Raw genomic sequence first — 15,054 nt, forward strand, 5'->3', positions numbered from 1 at the left:
ACATGTTGTTACAATGGGTTATGCAACGAAAGGATGGTAAGGGTTTGCAAGACAACGCATATGAAAGCGAGAAAAGCGCACCGTTTAATGCTGTGGTTATAGTTGGTTTAGGTCTAATAGGCGCATCTCTTGCGGCGGCGCTTCGCAAAGCGTGGCATCAGATGTATTTGCTTGGGGTAGACGTTGATGGTAGGGCGTGCGTGCTGGCAAAAGAAAGAGGCTGGGTGAACGAGGCGTGCCGTCCAGACGATGCGCTCTTTACAGAATTTCTAGCCAATAAAGCCGATTTAGTTGTATTGGCTACGCCTGTAGCTGCAGTGGATGATTATATGCACATGTTGGCGGAGGCTAACTATGAGGGTGTACTAACCGATACAGTTAGTACAAAATCACACATGATTGAGGCTGCAAACAGTATTCTTCCAAACCCATCAATATATATTCCGGGGCATCCTATGGCAGGCTCTGAGAAGGCGGGAGTTGACGCTGCTAGATCCGATTTATACGAGGGTATAAATTGGATACTTTGCCCAGATGAAAACACCGATCCCGATGCTTTTCAGCAGCTGCACGAGCTTATATGCGGCATGAATGCTCGTGTTGTTTCGCTGCCGCGCGAAGATCACGACAACGCAGTGGCTATAGTTAGCCATGTGCCGCATATGGTAGCTTCAGCGCTAATGCAATTAGCACTTGCTCATGTAGATGAAAGTCGTTCGCTGATGCGTCTTGCGGCTGGTGGATTTAAAGACACTACTCGGGTTGCGGCTGGTTCTCCTGCTTTATGGTGTGGTATCGCTTTTGACAATGCCGACGCGTTGGCTAATGGATTAGCTGAAATGACTGATATACTGGCAAATCTGCGAAGTGCTCTAGTTGATGGCGATAAGGTGGGATTCACGCGAATGCTAGCTTGTGCCTCCGATGCGCGCCGGGAACTTCCCGCTGCTTGGGTTCCCGGAAGCGACCGCTTGGTTGAGGTTAGGATTCCGATGGTTAATCGCACAGGTGTTGTTGCAGAGGTAACAACCATTGCCAGTTCGGTTGGATGCAATATACAATCTATCGAGATAGATCATGTATCGGAAGGTAATGCCGTGCTTAGTTTGGTTCTTACAGACGAGGGTGATATAGGTCAAATGTCATATAAACTTGTAAGTGCGGGATATTCCGTTTCGTTCAGTCCGCTTTCTCCGAAGGAGCACAGCCATGTCGAATGACGCGAAAATGATTGAGCCGCTATCTGGGGCACTGACCGGTGAAATTAAAGTACCGGGAGATAAATCTATATCGCACAGAGCGGTGCTTTTATCTGCAATGGCAGAGGGCACGTCGCACCTAAGCGGTGTACTCGACTCCGAAGATGTGCGTTCATCCATTTCAGCTGTTACGCAACTTGGTGCAAAGGTAGACTTAAAGAAATGCACCGATGGCTCTTTAGAGGGAACCGTAACCGGATGGGGGCAAGCCGGTCCTGTGCAACCTGAATCGTCCATAGACTGCGGCAATTCAGGCACTACTGCGCGTTTGTTGATGGGTGTGCTTGCGCCTTGGCCTATAGAAGTTACGCTAACCGGAGACGATTCGCTTCGTCAGCGCCCAATGCGCCGCAATACTGCGCCTTTGATGAAAATGGGTGTGCAATTTAAGCCTGCTGAAGCCGATAGATTGCCTATAACAGAAACTGGATGTAGCGATATTCGCGCTATAACATACGATGCGCCAATGGCATCGGCACAGCTAAAAACAGCGGTTTTGCTGGCGGGTGTATACGCAGATGGCACAACGACTCTAAACGAGCCTGCACCTTCGCGCAACCATACCGAGCTTATGCTGCCTGAATATGGTGTGCCTACAACTGCCGGTACGCGGGTTGCAAAGGTTGAGGGTCCAACCGTTATGCATGCAAGCGATCTTAAAGTGCCGGGCGATCCGTCGTCTGCAGCTTTTTTGTGTGCGGCAGCTCTGTTGAAACGCGGAAGCGATGTTGTTGTCCGCGATGTTTCACTGAATTCTGCACGCATCGGTTTTGTTCGCACGCTAGAGCGCATGGGCGCCAATATTTCTGAACATATTGAAGGCTACGAGGGCAAAGAACCTTATGGCACTATTCATGTGAAATTTACCGATGCTTTGCGTGGTTGCGAGATACCTTCACAGCATTTTGCTTCCATATTAGACGAAGTACCTGTGTTAGCATTTGTGGCTGCACATGCCCGTGGCGTTACGGTATTTCGCGGTGTAAGCGAACTGCACAATAAAGAAACAGATCGCGTAAAGGCAATTATTGACGGCTTAGAACTTATGGGGATAGATGCGTGGGAAGAAGCTGAAAATTTGCTGGTTGAGGGCAATCCGAATTTGCAGCTGCCATGTGGACTGGTTTTCAATTCTTACGGCGATCATCGTATAGCTATGACATGGGCATTAGCGGGGCTATGCGGAAACACTCCCGTACAAGTTAGCGATTTTGATTGCATTGCAGTAAGTTATCCTAATTTTATTAAGAACATACAGAAACTGGTGAGCTAATGATAATTGCTATTGATGGACCATCGGGGGCAGGTAAGTCTAGCGTAGCGAAGGCTTGCGCAAAAACTCTAGGTTTCTCATGTTTAGATACCGGGGCAATGTATCGCTGCATTGCGTGGTTGGCATTGCAAAAAGATATACCGCTAGATGACGATGCTGCACTTGGTGAATTAGCGCGTGCATGCGATATACGTTTTGGGCATAGCGACGGCGACCCTATTCCAAAGACTGTATTTGTAGATGACAACGACGTTACAAGCGCCATACGTACATCGCAGATAGATAAAGCTGTAAGCCCGGTTTCGGCTGCGCCTTCGGTGCGCGAAGCTATGGTGCATCTGCAGCGCAAAGTTGGTCTTTCAGGCAATTTTGTAGTAGAGGGGCGCGATATAGGCACTGTTGTGTTTCCCGATGCTCAGCTGAAAATTTTCCTGACAGCATCTCCGGAAGAGCGCGCCCATAGGCGTGTTCGTCAAAATGCCGATAGAGGCGTTGGATCTATAGATTACGAGGAAGTATTGCGCGACATTATACGGCGTGACGAATACGATTCCAATCGCGCAGAGTCGCCTTTGTGTCCGGCTACAGATGCGCACATTATTGATTCGACTGAAGATTATATTGAAGACATTATCGCTAAGATATGCAGTATGGCGCACGCATGCATTCAAAAAACGGCTGAAGAGGTATAGGTGAGCCTATTTATCCCATATAAAGATATGTGGGACATGCCGCTTGGTGGCATGTCTGACGAAAAGCAGGTACCGCATTGGTTCGGAAATGCCGTTTACGTTGTTGTTGGTGGTTTGTGCAAGTTGTTGTTTCGCTATCGTGTAGATGGACGGCAGAATTTGCGGGCATTTCACAATGAGTGCGGTGTATTGGTTGTATGCAACCATACATCGTTTTTAGATGTGGCGTTTATATATCTTGCCGCGCGTACAAAACAGTGGGTGCGCATAATTGGGCGCGATACGCTTTTTAGGAATGCTAACGGTTTGCTGGGTCAAATTCTTTCACGTGTAGGTGCCTTTCCCATAAAGCGCGATTCAGCCGATCGTGTTGCTATAAAACGAGCTGCGCGCATGCTGAAAAACCGCGAAATTGTAGGAATACTGCCAGAGGGTACGCGCCGCGGAAAAGGTAATCTTGAGCCAAAGCTGCATTCGGGTGCAGCGTTTATAGCGCGTATGGGCAAAGCGCCTATACTGCCTATGACGGTGCGCGATGCAGAATACGTAAAACAGAAGGGTAGTCGAGTTCATTTTCCAAAAATAACAGTGGAATACGGTACGCCCATTTTGCTTTCCGACTTTGATTTTTTGCCTAAAGATGAACGCTTAGATGCGTGCTCTTGGTACGCCATGCGTGAATGCTTTGCTTTATCTAGGCGCATTCCCGCAGCCGAGGTGGACATGGTGGAATTATTTCCCGATTCAAAAGACTATGCAAATACATTTGCAGAACATCCCATACCCAAGCATACGTCAGAGGAAGTTGTAGCTTTGTATAAAGCCCAGATGAGCCCTCGGGTGCAAATCGCAGAAGTTGCCGAGGCGCAAGCGTGAAGGTAGTTTTGGCTGAACACGCTGGGGCTTGCTATGGTGTACAGCGGGCGCTAGATATGGCAGGAGAGGTATTGCGCACAGATGGTGCGTCCAATACGCTTGGACCTCTTATCCATAACCCGCAAGTGGTTGCAAATCTTGAAAAGCATGGGCTTCGGGTAGCTGAAAGTGTTGATGATGTATCGGCTGATACGGTTATTATACGCAGCCATGGCGTTACGCCGCAGGTTCGCCGCCAGCTAGAAGATATAAATGTGCGTGTGGTTGACGCTACTTGTCCGCATGTGTTGCGTGCTCAAAAAGCTGCCGAGCAACTTGCGCATGACGGGTGCCGTTTGCTTATTGTTGGCGAGCCGGGGCATCCAGAGGTTAGCGCCATACGTGAATGCGCACGCATAGCTGGCGCAAAAGTTGATGTAGTGCTGTCGCCCGACGATATACCGGATAACTTATATGCTCCGGTTGGGGTGGTAATACAGACCACGCAGCGTCGTGAGGTGCTTGATGAAATTGTATCGGCGCTGCAGAAGCGCAACATCGAGCCGATAGTTCGCAACACCATATGTTCGGCAACATCCGAAAGACAGCTTGCAGCTGCGCGCCTTGCAGAGGATATGGATGCTATGGTGGTTATAGGTGGGAAGAACTCTTCCAACACCACGCGTTTGGCAGAAATTTGCCGCACAATATGTCCGCGTACCTTTCATATAGAGTCTGACGAAGAACTCAGTCCTGAAATGTTTAGCGGCTGTAAGAGCGTAGGGGTTACGGCTGGAGCGTCTACTCCTAGCTACCAAATATCTCAAGTAGTGCAGATGTTGGATGCGTTATAGCTGTTTCAAAACGGACAACTGCATAGTTGCTTTCAATCCGCTAGACTATTAGTTTTAGTGAAAAGGAGTGTGAGATGCCGCAACCGATTGTCGCCATAGTTGGACGCCCAAACGTGGGTAAATCTACGCTGGTGAATCGTATAGCGCAAGTAAATGATGCTATCGTGCATGAAATGCGAGGCGTTACTCGCGATCGCTCTTATCACAGCGCCGATTGGAACGGTGTCGATTTTGCGCTTGTAGATACTGGCGGTATAGAACTTGCCACCGATGATGATTTTCAGGCATCTATACGTGCGCAGGCTTTTCGCGCTGCTGATGAGGCAGATGCAATAATCTTTTTAGTGGATGGTCGCACCGGTATACAAGCTGACGATGAGGAAGTGGCGCGCATTTTACTGCGCTCTAAGGCACCTGCTTTTTTGGCTGTCAATAAAATGGACACTCCCGGAGGTGTTGACGATGTATGGGAATATTGGCAGCTAGGAATGGGTCAACCTTGGGCTATTTCAGCCTTGCATGGTCATGGTACAGGAGACTTACTAGATGAGGTAGTGGCAGCTATTTCTCATTTGGCTTCTACTGAAGATGAAGATGTCGAGGAAGAAATAATCAACATTGCTGTTATAGGTCGCCCAAACGCTGGTAAATCTTCACTTGTGAATCGTCTAACCAACAACGATCGTTCTATTGTAAGCCCTGTAGCTGGCACCACTCGCGATGCTGTCGATACGCTAATTGTTCACAATGAACAAAAGTACCGCATAGTTGACACAGCTGGTCTTCGCCGAAAAAGCAAAATAGACGATTCGGTGGAATATTACGGCTTTGTGCGTGCTATGAGGGCAATTGACAGGGCTGATGTGGCTCTTTTAGTAATGGATTCTACATTGGGTGTCACCAATGAAGACCAGCGGGTTGCAAATTATGCAGCTGAGCGCGGATGTGCCATGGTGGTTGTGTTGAACAAGTGGGATATCGTGGTGGGCGCAGAGGCAAAGCTAAAAGTTCGCGAAGACGTGCAAGATGAGCTGAAGTATATAGATTATGCTCCGGTGGTGGCGCTTTCCGCTTTAACTGGCAAGAACGCTTTGCGCCTTTGGGATGCTATAGATGAAGCGTATGCTAATTATTCTGCCACTATTTCCACGAGTAAATTAAACACATGGCTTGCCGAAATTCGCGAAAGTGGTCATACCGTCACTAAAGGCAAAACCGTTTTACGTATTAAATATGTTACCCAAACATCTGCTTGTCCGCCCGATTTTGCATTTTTCTGCAATCGCCCAGATGTGGTTACTGACAACTATATTCGGTTTCTCGAAAATCGTTTGCGGCGCGAGTTTTCATTGGTTGGTACTCCCATACGTTTCAGATTCAAGAAGAAAGATTAATCTATGATGTCAGTTTTATTGTTGCTTTTATTACTATTCGTAATTAGCTATCTTTTGGGGTCTATTCCTTGGGGTCTTATTATTTCCAAGGTATTTTTTAAGACTGACATTAGAAAGCAAGGTTCAGGCAATATAGGAGCCACGAATGCCGTGCGTGCAATGGGCGCTAAAGGTGGAATTGCGGTTTTTGTATTAGACATGGGAAAAGGAATAGCCGCTGGTGCTTTAGCGTGGTTTGTCTTTGGTGAAATAATTGCAAACAATTTTACAAGTGATGCAATTCGAATATTTGCAATTATGTCAGGAAATGTTGTTACTGCAAATGCTGCGGTATATTCCGATCAGGTGAACTTGCTATGTGCATCGGTAGCGTTTTTGGGTTGCGTTGTTGGACATATATTTAGTCCTTGGTTGAAATTTCACGGCGGTAAAGGCATATCGGTGGCGTTTGGCTGCGAGTTTTTTGCATTAACTCCAATAGGGGCGCTAATCGATTTAGCTGTATTTATTGTTGGTGTTGCAATTTCTCGAAAGGTTTCGGTGGGCTCTATTGCTGCGGCTGTAGTATGTCCGTTTATCGCTGTATGGATATGCTGGAATTGCTGGTTTGCGGCTGTGTTTATTTCCATTGCTGCATTATTGGTTATATGGGCGCATCGCGGCAATATAAAGCGCCTACTAAATGGCGATGAACCGCGTTTTGGAAAATCTAGCAATAACGCAAAACGGATGGAAGATCAGATTGAGGCACTAAAGCCGCGCAGCCAACGCAGAGAGGAAGAACGTCGCGCAAAGAAAAGGGCGCAAGCTGCTGAAAAATCGGGAAACACCGATAAGCGAAAGGAGCAGCAATAATGCGCGTTGCTGTTATTGGCGCTGGGTCGTGGGGAACGGCACTAGCGCAGCTTTTGGCTAGTAAGGGGTATGAAGTTGCTCTGTGTTGCCGCAGACAAGAGCAGGCTGGGGAAATTAACACCAAGCACGTAAATTCACTTTATTTGGGCAATGTGTCGCTTTTGCCTAATGTGGTGGCTACTACAAATTTGCAAGCTGCTCTGCAAGATGCAATAGCAGCTGTAATGGTCACACCTTCGCGATATTTGCGCAATGCTGCAGAAAAAATATGCCCTTACATTTCCGAGCAACTTCCCGTGGTTATTTGTTCTAAGGGAGTTGAGGGGGACAAAGGAATTCTAGCAACAGACATGCTGGGTGACGTATTGGGAAATCCTAGTCGTTTAGCGGTCCTTTCTGGTCCGACACATGCTGAAGAAGTTGTTCGCGGTGTGCCTAGCGGGGCGGTATGCGCATCTATTAATGAAACCACCGCCGGTTTTTTCCGCGATCTTTTTGCTACGGATGCGTTTCGTACCTATACAACAGACGATGTTATAGGCGTGGAACTTTGTGGCGCTTTCAAGAATGTGATAGCCATAGCTGTAGGAATATCTTATGGACTAGGTTATGGCGATAATACGGCAGCTATGATAATGACGCGCGGGCTGGCGGAGATGAGTCGCATGGTTGTAGCATGTGGGGGAGAAGCACTTACATGTATGGGGCTTGCTGGTGCAGGCGATATGGTTGTTACTTGCACTTCTAATCATTCAAGAAATCGCAAATTTGGGCAGTATTACTTAGCTTGCGGTCGTAGTCTTTCCGATTTTGAAACTGATACACATATGGTTGTAGAGGGTGCACAGGCTTGTAAAACTCTACAAGCATTTCAAACGCGCCATGCGGTAGATTTGCCTCTAACTGATGCTGTGCGCAATATTATTTGGAATGGAGCTATACCAGAATCTGAGGCGCGCATTCTTATAGATAGACCTTTAAAAGACGAAATTTATGGGCTTTAGAAATATATGCGGGCCCGTTGGCGATAAGGGGAGAAAAACCAACGAGCCCGCTTTGTGCGCCTAGCGCACCTGCTTTGGACTGCCAAACAAGGTTTGGAGGAGAAGAGGATTCACGGGTAAATCAGTAGGCAGTCCTCCAGCAATACTTTCTGCTTTTGCGCTCTTGTTTTGGCAAGTTAATATTAGCTTGGTCGCTGTCAAAATTGGCGCATATATTCACTCGGTTAACTTTAAGATTAAACCTCGTTACGATGCTGAAAACATTGCAGAACTAAGCGTATCGGCGCTCTAATTCTAGGAAAGCACGGCGAAGTTGAGCATTTTTATCGTTCGCTTCAATGCGACCGCTTGTGGCGACTACTCGATGAGCTGGCACTAGTATCACAAGTGGATTTTGTCGTATTGCGCTACCAACTGCGCTGCTTGCTTTCGGGTGTCCTATTAATTGCGCCACATCTGTTGCTGTGCATGTTTGGGCATATGGAATTTGTAAAATGCGATTCCAAACTTTTAGTTGAAAATCGCTACCTTCTAGCAAAATTGGCACATCGAATACGGTGCGCTTTCCTGAAAAATATTCCATCAATTGATTTGCGCATTTGTTTGTTACGGCACTAGGTCGCTTTTCGCCTTCTAGCAATTGATTGCCTAATACCATGCGACATATATTATCTTTATACGCACCAATAGATACCGATCCGTATTCGGTTCGGTAGATGAAGAAGTTTCGCTGTGGAGCGCGATTCATACACATTCTCCTAACTTCCTGATGATTATATCTCATAGCAATATGTTCACTCTTTGTTTGCAATACATAAGCTAGAATGGAAAAAGCGACAGGCGATAAAGGGGTGCACTGTGTTTCAGTCTGTAAAGATATGTCCGTCAATACTTTCAGCCGACTTTACACGCTTAGGTCAAGAGGTTGATACGGTTGTAAACGCTGGTGCCGGATTCATACATATTGATGTTATGGATGGGCATTTTGTTCCGAACTTGACGATGGGTGTGCCTGTGGTAAAACAACTGCGGCAGCGCGGAAATGTGCCCTTAGATGTACACCTTATGATAGATAATCCCCTTGAACAGCTGCCATGGTTTTTAGATGCCGGGTGCGACATGATATCTGTCCATGCTGAAACGCTTGACTTAGATGGGTTGTGCCGCGCGGTGCAGATTATGCATGAAGGTGGCGTTTTGGCGGCTGTAGCTATTAAGCCAGCTACACCGACAAGTGTATTGAAGCCTGTTATAAAAGAGCTAGATATGGTGCTGGTAATGAGCGTAGAGCCGGGTTTTTCGGGTCAAAGCTACATCGAGGGTACCGATGCAAAAGTGGCTGAAGTTGTACGTATGTCTAATGCTGCGGGTTGTAGCCCTCTTATTCAGGTAGATGGCGGAATAGGAAAGACTACTGCTCCTTTAGTGTGCGCTGAAGGAGCTGACTTACTGGTGTGCGGAAATGCTGTGTTTGCGCAGCCCGATCCGGCGGCTTCCTTAAAAGCAATTCAGGAAGTTGGCGAAGCGGCTCGCTTGGAGGCGCTCAATTTATGAGCGATACAGCGGATTTCATTTACTTAGATTATGCTGCTACATCTCCGCTTTGCGAAGAAGCGCTATCTGCTATGCAGCCATATTTGCGCTCGGGTATGGGCGGCATGCCTCTTAACGCGAACGCCAATACGCTATACACAGCAGGACGTGTGGCATATCGTGCGCTAGAAGATGCTCGCAGACAAATTGCTAAAGACTTAGGAGCAAGACCAGATGAGATTATTTTCACATCTGGAGCCACCGAGGCCGATAATGCTGCGCTAATAGGAATTGCTCATGCTGAAGCTGAACGTCGCAACCATGCGCAAGCAGGTGTTTTTTCGGGGCATATCATTGTTTCTGTTATTGAACACGACGCTGTATTACAGGCGGCTGACAAGCTGTCTAAGCTAGGTTTTCAAGTTGAATATTTGAAGCCAACACGCAATGGCTTTATAGATGCGCATGCCCTACAGCGCACAATTCGTGAAAATACCATTCTCGTTTCTGTTCAGGTGGCTAATTCGGAAGTTGGTGCTATTCAGCCCGTGCGTGAACTGGCTGCTATTGCGCATTCCGTAGGCGCGTTTTTTCATACCGATGCTACGCAGGCGCTAGGCAAGCAAATGATAAATCTCCACGAATGGGGTGTGGATGCAGCTTCTTTTTCGGCGCATAAAATAGGGGCAATGAAGGGTGTGGGCGCTCTGTATTTAAAGGCGCGAACACCATTTGCACCTCAGGCGCTTGGGGGAGGTCAGGAAAACAAGCGGCGCAGCGGTACGCAAAATGTTTGCGGTGCCACAGCTTTTGCCGCTGCGTGCAAAGCTGCTATTAGTATGCAGGCTGCAGAGTCGGCGCGTCTTATGCATCTGCGCGATAAGATTTATAGTGCTATAGCGTCTATGGATACAGTCATTCCTACGGTTCAAATAAAGCCGGCTTCTTTAGACTATTTACCAAATATCGTTAATATGATAATTCCCGGCATAGAAAGTGAAACTCTTGTTCTGCGCTTCGATTCGCTTGGCATAGCAGTTTCTGGCGGTAGTGCCTGCTCTTCGCAGTCGCTAGAGCCAAGCCATGTTCTACGCGCTATGGGAATATCTAGCGACGATGCCCGTTGTGCGCTACGTGTATCTATGGGGCGCACTACTACTGAAAACGATGTGGAGGCGTTTTTGCAAGCTCTTCCAAAAGTTATACATTGGATGCGATCTTAGGTGGTTTTGCTATGCAACTTGTAAATACTCATTGTCATTCAAAATATTGCGGGCATGGAGCGGGGGAAATTAACGAATATGTTGAGGCGGCAAAACGCTCTGGTCTTACTACGCTAGCTTTCACTGACCACTATCCATTAACTCCAGCATTTGATCCGAAAGAATATTTATCGGTTCTGCCGCAGGATATGCCACTTTATGAGCAAGCCGTATTAGATGCGCGCAGGGAGAATCCAGATTTGGACATATTGCTTGGCGTGGAACTAGATTATTTGGGTGCCGATGAAGACAGAGATATAACAACAGCCGATCTTAGCCGATTCGATATTGTGTTAGGCTCGGTGCATTTTGTAGATCGCTGGGCATTTGATGATCCAGATCAGCGCAGCGTTTGGGAAGAAGAAGGGCAGGCTGATCGAATATGGCAGCGCTACGTCGATTTGTGGTGTGAAGCTGCGGCTGATACATCTTTGCGCTTCGACGTAATGTCGCATCCCGATTTAGCAAAGAAGTTTGCATACTATCCTTCATTTAATTTGCAGCCTATGTACGAGCGAATGGCTGAGGCGGCTTGTGCGGGCGATCGTATGGTGGAAGTTAACACTTCGGGTGCTTACTATGCTTGTGCGGAAATTTTTCCAGCTCCTGCGTTGCTGCAACAATTTTGTCGTGCTGGTGTTCCGTGCACCGTAGGCAGCGATGCGCACGATCCTAAGTATGTAGCGCGCGACATAGAGAAAGCTTATAGACTTATGTATGATGCTGGTTACCGTTACGTCACCGTTGTTACACAAGGCGGCGATAGGCGTATTATCCCTATAGAATAACTAATATATCTACGCGCAAGAAGGAGCGATTCAAATGGCAAAAAGTACAACTACTGAGGCTATTCAGAAACGCAAAACACCGCTTCCGGCTAAGCAAGCAAAACGGGTTACTGTAGCTTCGCTTGAAGCAGCGCTTTTGAAAGAATTTCCCGACGTTGATGCTGAATCTTGGGACACCACAGGCATCTATGTAGGGGAAGGTGCTATTCCTGTCACTAAGGTGGCTGTAGCGCTAGATCCTACGGTTCCTGCAATACTTCAAGCTGCATCATGCTCAGCTCAGGTGCTAGTTACGCATCATCCTGCCTATATTGAAGCGCCTGCTACATTTGCACCTGAAGTATCGTGTGCTATATCACCCGGAGCTGCGGTGTATGCCGCTGCTAGAAACGGAGTGGCGCTTATGTGTTTTCATACTGCCTTAGATGTAAGCAATAAAGCGCAAAAAGCACTACCTGCTATGCTGAACCTCGATTACAAAGGCAAAGTTTTACAGCCTATAGCTACTAGTAAGCGTAAAGGATATGGGCAGATTTGCACTGTTTTGAAGCAAGATGGAAAGGCTGTAACACTTGGTCAGCTGGGTGCTCGTTGCACATCTGTATTTGGGCGTGCGCCGCGCATCTGGGGCGATTTTAATGCCGGAGTAGAAACTGTTGTTACAGCTTGTGGTAGTGCTAGCAATATAGTAGAGGCATGCATTAAAGCCAATGTTCAATGTCTTATTTGCGGTGAATTGAAGTACCATGATGCCCTTGCTTTGTCGCAGGCAGGTGTTGCCGTTATAGAGCTAGGACACGATTTAAGCGAGCTTCCGTTAGTGGCTGTGTTGGCTGATTCTGTGGCTCATGCTGGTATCAGTCGCGATTCTATCCTTATAGTAGATCAGTCTAGTAACTGGGCTTATCCCGAGGCTATTCGTTTATAGGTAAATTCGTTTCGAAATATCACTTGGAATTGCCGTATAGTTAGCACTAAACCGTTCGATAAGGAATCGCTTATGGAAGCAAAAATAGATGACCTCGATCGCCTGCTAGAAGTTCAGAAGTACGATCTTGAGTTATATAATCTGAAAAAGCAGCTTACAGAATTACCCCAGCCTAAGGTTATTGCAAACGCGCGGACCAAGCGTACTGAATTGCAAAAGAAGGCAGACCAGATTGGCGCTCTGAAAAAAGATGCTACTAAGCGATTGCTTCGCGTGTGCGATGAGGATGAATCGCTTGTAAAAAAAGAGCGAGGTGTTCAGGCTGCCATAGATGCTGCAGGCGGAGACTACCGCAACATTGAAGCTCGCTCAAAAGAACTTGCCGGTATAGCAAAGCGCAGAAATACTCTGTCTGAGAACAGGGCAGAAATTGAAGCTGAACTGGCAAAAATATCTGCTTTAGAAGCGCAGGTTTCAAATGCTATTCAAAGCGTAGAGCGTATAGAGGCTCAAACCGTTGAGGAATATAGACGTGAAGGTGGGGCTATTCAGCAAAAAGCAATAGACTTAGAGCGGCAGCGCGATTTGCTTTTTACAAGCATAGATGGTTCTCTAGTGGAGAAATATCGCAAAATTGCCGAGAGGCTCAAGGGTATTGCAATAGGCGAATTGCAAGAGAATCGTTGTGGTGTGTGCCGCTCTGCGATAGAGGGTGGTCGTTTGATTGATTTGCGAAATCAAGCGCCGCTTGGAATTTGCCCATCGTGTAGTCGCTTGCTTATTATTCGCTAGAACATGCATTGAATGTATCAAAATTGAAAGAGGCTACGTTTAGAAGCTGTGCAGTTCTCGCTTCGCCTTTCTGGTTTTGCTGATTGGTATATAGACAAAAAAGTGTGTAAGGCTCAGTCCATCGCCAATGGATAAGGAGTGCTGTTGTGGAACTCTGACCAAACCAGACCGTGTGTTGCCTTCGTCACTTTTTAGGCGAAAAATGGTCAAAACTTCCGACTTTCCACAGTCTATAATGCCAAATTACGCCAATTACGAATCAAAATAGAATTGAAGAACCCTGTTTGCCCAGTGTTCTCCACAATTCAAGTTAGCTATGTGACGCTATAACCATGGAAAGCTGGAAGTTTTGACCATTTTTCTAACTTTTTTGAACTAGTATGCGGATGAGTTGAATCGTAATCTAGCGTCAAGGTGTTGAGAGTTTACCCAAAAGCCATCCAACAAACACTTTAAGCTATCTTGCGGAGGTATCGTTTTTCCTAGCACTAGAGCCTCCGAACAAGGTGCATCTCTACCTCTGCTTTCCTGCTTTAGTGAATTTGTTCTTTGACATTTTGCTGCCGCAAATGCTGCATTTTGAGATAGACACTGCTCACCTCTGTCCATAACTGACTTTTTCTTGGAAAAAGCTTACCTGAACAGGGATGTCAAGTGAGAATCCTACACACTTTTTTGCCTATATGAAAGTCGAGCAGCATCGACTTCAGAGGCATCTATTTGGTATCTGAACAGGGAAAACAGCATAAACTTTTACACACTTTTTGCCTATATGTCTGCTGATTACTATTGGCAAATAAAAAAGGACCTGCGGGTCCTTTTTTAATGCTGTATTTACGCGAGAGCTATGCGCGCTCTACTTTTCCTGCCTTCATGCAGCTGGTGCAGACATGTGCTTTGCGCACTTTGCCTTTAGCATCACGAATAGTAATTTTTTGTACATTCGGACGGAAAACGCGATTGCTTACCCTATGCGAGTGGCTAATGCTGCGACCTGCAACTGGGTGCTTACCGCAAACTTCGCAAACCTGTGACATGTTCTTCTCCTATAAGCGCATGGCATTTAAGCCGTCTTGTCGATAGCTGTACAACTATAGCACAGCATAACGCCCAACAGTGTAAGATTTTCCGCTATACTTATCTGAAAAGCGACATGCCAGCGCCATATTGTTGCGCATCCTATAGGAAGGAGCCTAATGGCTGAGGTTATTCAAGGGAATCTGCACGTTGCGAACGACGTGTTGGCGGATATAGTTGGAAACGCTGCTATGGAATGCTACGGTGTTGTTGGTATGACGGCACCTAATGCTGTAGACGGCATTGCTAAGATACTTCCAAAATCGCGTTTACGCCGTGGGGTTGTAGTAACACCAGAAGATGATGGCGTGAAAGTAGATCTTTACGTTGTTATTGAATACGGCACCAACATCCAGACGGTTTCTCAAAACCTACGCGATCAGGTAGCTTTTGCATTGAAGGAATATGCTCGCGTGCCCATGAAAGATGTAGAAGTGCACGTACAAGATGTTAAAGTGCGAGGTTAATCCGTCTACTGTAATACAATA

The 15,054-nt window shown here is 46.8% G+C and carries 16 protein-coding genes; 14 read left to right on the top strand and 2 right to left on the bottom strand.

Annotated elements, in window-relative coordinates; translation table 11 throughout:
• Positions 1-44 precede the first annotated feature (44 nt).
• The 8 genes from G7Y46_RS00775 to G7Y46_RS00810 all read left to right on the top strand — a co-directional run bounded on the left by G7Y46_RS00775 (position 45) and on the right by G7Y46_RS00810 (position 8,186).
• Complete coding sequence (locus G7Y46_RS00775; RefSeq protein ID WP_241156989.1) at positions 45-1,220, top strand: prephenate dehydrogenase/arogenate dehydrogenase family protein; 1,176 nt, start codon at positions 45-47, stop codon at positions 1,218-1,220.
• Positions 1,210-2,532: a 3-phosphoshikimate 1-carboxyvinyltransferase gene (aroA, locus tag G7Y46_RS00780; protein ID WP_165251708.1), complete on the top strand. Its 1,323-nt coding sequence runs from the start codon at positions 1,210-1,212 to the stop codon at positions 2,530-2,532. Before G7Y46_RS00775 ends, aroA begins: the two co-directional genes overlap by 11 nt.
• A complete protein-coding gene (cmk, locus tag G7Y46_RS00785) occupies positions 2,532-3,224 on the top strand; it encodes a (d)CMP kinase (protein ID WP_165251710.1) in 693 nt (230 codons plus the stop codon). The genes aroA and cmk overlap by 1 nt, the downstream gene beginning before the upstream one ends.
• Positions 3,225-4,100, top strand: coding sequence for a lysophospholipid acyltransferase family protein (locus G7Y46_RS00790; RefSeq protein ID WP_165251712.1), 876 nt, complete (start codon positions 3,225-3,227; stop codon positions 4,098-4,100).
• Positions 4,097-4,933, top strand: coding sequence for a 4-hydroxy-3-methylbut-2-enyl diphosphate reductase (ispH, locus tag G7Y46_RS00795; RefSeq protein WP_165251713.1), 837 nt, complete (start codon positions 4,097-4,099; stop codon positions 4,931-4,933). Before G7Y46_RS00790 ends, ispH begins: the two co-directional genes overlap by 4 nt.
• Before the next feature lie 74 nt (positions 4,934-5,007).
• Positions 5,008-6,327, top strand: a complete 1,320-nt coding sequence (gene der / locus G7Y46_RS00800; RefSeq protein WP_165251715.1) for a ribosome biogenesis GTPase Der — start codon at positions 5,008-5,010, stop codon at positions 6,325-6,327.
• A 3-nt stretch (positions 6,328-6,330) separates the two neighbouring features.
• The gene (plsY, locus tag G7Y46_RS00805) at positions 6,331-7,182 is read left to right on the top strand and encodes a glycerol-3-phosphate 1-O-acyltransferase PlsY (RefSeq protein WP_241155954.1); all 852 of its coding nucleotides are present in this window, start codon (positions 6,331-6,333) and stop codon (positions 7,180-7,182) included.
• Positions 7,182-8,186 (top strand): NAD(P)H-dependent glycerol-3-phosphate dehydrogenase, encoded by a 1,005-nt coding sequence (locus G7Y46_RS00810; protein WP_165060638.1) that lies wholly within the window; start codon positions 7,182-7,184, stop codon positions 8,184-8,186. Before plsY ends, G7Y46_RS00810 begins: the two co-directional genes overlap by 1 nt.
• A 271-nt stretch (positions 8,187-8,457) precedes the next feature.
• Here G7Y46_RS00810 and G7Y46_RS00815 read toward each other — a convergent pair whose 3' ends face one another.
• The gene (locus tag G7Y46_RS00815; RefSeq protein WP_165251717.1) at positions 8,458-8,934 is read right to left on the bottom strand and encodes a methylated-DNA--[protein]-cysteine S-methyltransferase; all 477 of its coding nucleotides are present in this window, start codon (positions 8,932-8,934) and stop codon (positions 8,458-8,460) included.
• Between the two features lie 110 nt (positions 8,935-9,044).
• Here G7Y46_RS00815 and rpe point away from each other — a divergent pair, with 110 nt between their 5' ends.
• The 5 genes from rpe (at position 9,045) to G7Y46_RS00840 (ending at position 13,489) form a co-directional block, all read left to right on the top strand.
• On the top strand, positions 9,045-9,740 hold the full coding sequence (gene rpe / locus G7Y46_RS00820; protein WP_165251719.1) for a ribulose-phosphate 3-epimerase: 696 nt from the start codon (positions 9,045-9,047) through the stop codon (positions 9,738-9,740).
• The gene (locus G7Y46_RS00825; protein ID WP_165251721.1) at positions 9,737-10,942 is read left to right on the top strand and encodes a cysteine desulfurase family protein; all 1,206 of its coding nucleotides are present in this window, start codon (positions 9,737-9,739) and stop codon (positions 10,940-10,942) included. The genes rpe and G7Y46_RS00825 overlap by 4 nt, the downstream gene beginning before the upstream one ends.
• An 11-nt stretch (positions 10,943-10,953) precedes the next feature.
• Positions 10,954-11,769 carry a histidinol-phosphatase HisJ family protein gene (locus G7Y46_RS00830; RefSeq protein ID WP_165251723.1) on the top strand — a complete coding sequence of 272 codons (816 nt, stop codon included), beginning with the start codon at positions 10,954-10,956 and terminating at the stop codon, positions 11,767-11,769.
• A 34-nt stretch (positions 11,770-11,803) separates the two neighbouring features.
• Positions 11,804-12,697, top strand: a complete 894-nt coding sequence (locus G7Y46_RS00835; RefSeq protein ID WP_165251725.1) for a Nif3-like dinuclear metal center hexameric protein — start codon at positions 11,804-11,806, stop codon at positions 12,695-12,697.
• 72 nt (positions 12,698-12,769) lie between these two features.
• Positions 12,770-13,489, top strand: coding sequence for a hypothetical protein (locus tag G7Y46_RS00840; RefSeq protein ID WP_165251727.1), 720 nt, complete (start codon positions 12,770-12,772; stop codon positions 13,487-13,489).
• Positions 13,490-14,334: 845 nt separating this feature from the next.
• Here G7Y46_RS00840 and rpmB read toward each other — a convergent pair.
• Positions 14,335-14,526: a 50S ribosomal protein L28 gene (rpmB, locus tag G7Y46_RS00845; RefSeq protein ID WP_165060618.1), complete on the bottom strand. Its 192-nt coding sequence runs from the start codon at positions 14,524-14,526 to the stop codon at positions 14,335-14,337.
• 159 nt (positions 14,527-14,685) lie between these two features.
• Here rpmB and G7Y46_RS00850 point away from each other — a divergent pair, with 159 nt between their 5' ends.
• Entirely contained in the window at positions 14,686-15,033 is a 348-nt protein-coding gene (locus G7Y46_RS00850) for an Asp23/Gls24 family envelope stress response protein (RefSeq protein WP_165060615.1), read from the top strand.
• Positions 15,034-15,054: the final 21 nt, after the last annotated feature.

This window comes from Adlercreutzia sp. ZJ304, assembly GCF_011039075.1.
Classification (GTDB): domain Bacteria; phylum Actinomycetota; class Coriobacteriia; order Coriobacteriales; family Eggerthellaceae; genus Adlercreutzia_A.

Coding starts and splice junctions, on each gene's coding strand:
- der (WP_165251715.1), top strand. CDS start 5,008: ATGCCGCAACCGATTGTCGCCATAGTTGGACGCCCAAACGTGGGTAAA.
- G7Y46_RS00815 (WP_165251717.1), bottom strand. CDS start 8,934: ATGAATCGCGCTCCACAGCGAAACTTCTTCATCTACCGAACCGAATAC.
- plsY (WP_241155954.1), top strand. CDS start 6,331: ATGATGTCAGTTTTATTGTTGCTTTTATTACTATTCGTAATTAGCTAT.
- G7Y46_RS00840 (WP_165251727.1), top strand. CDS start 12,770: ATGGAAGCAAAAATAGATGACCTCGATCGCCTGCTAGAAGTTCAGAAG.
- G7Y46_RS00835 (WP_165251725.1), top strand. CDS start 11,804: ATGGCAAAAAGTACAACTACTGAGGCTATTCAGAAACGCAAAACACCG.
- cmk (WP_165251710.1), top strand. CDS start 2,532: ATGATAATTGCTATTGATGGACCATCGGGGGCAGGTAAGTCTAGCGTA.
- G7Y46_RS00825 (WP_165251721.1), top strand. CDS start 9,737: ATGAGCGATACAGCGGATTTCATTTACTTAGATTATGCTGCTACATCT.
- aroA (WP_165251708.1), top strand. CDS start 1,210: ATGTCGAATGACGCGAAAATGATTGAGCCGCTATCTGGGGCACTGACC.
- G7Y46_RS00810 (WP_165060638.1), top strand. CDS start 7,182: ATGCGCGTTGCTGTTATTGGCGCTGGGTCGTGGGGAACGGCACTAGCG.
- G7Y46_RS00850 (WP_165060615.1), top strand. CDS start 14,686: ATGGCTGAGGTTATTCAAGGGAATCTGCACGTTGCGAACGACGTGTTG.
- G7Y46_RS00830 (WP_165251723.1), top strand. CDS start 10,954: ATGCAACTTGTAAATACTCATTGTCATTCAAAATATTGCGGGCATGGA.
- rpmB (WP_165060618.1), bottom strand. CDS start 14,526: ATGTCACAGGTTTGCGAAGTTTGCGGTAAGCACCCAGTTGCAGGTCGC.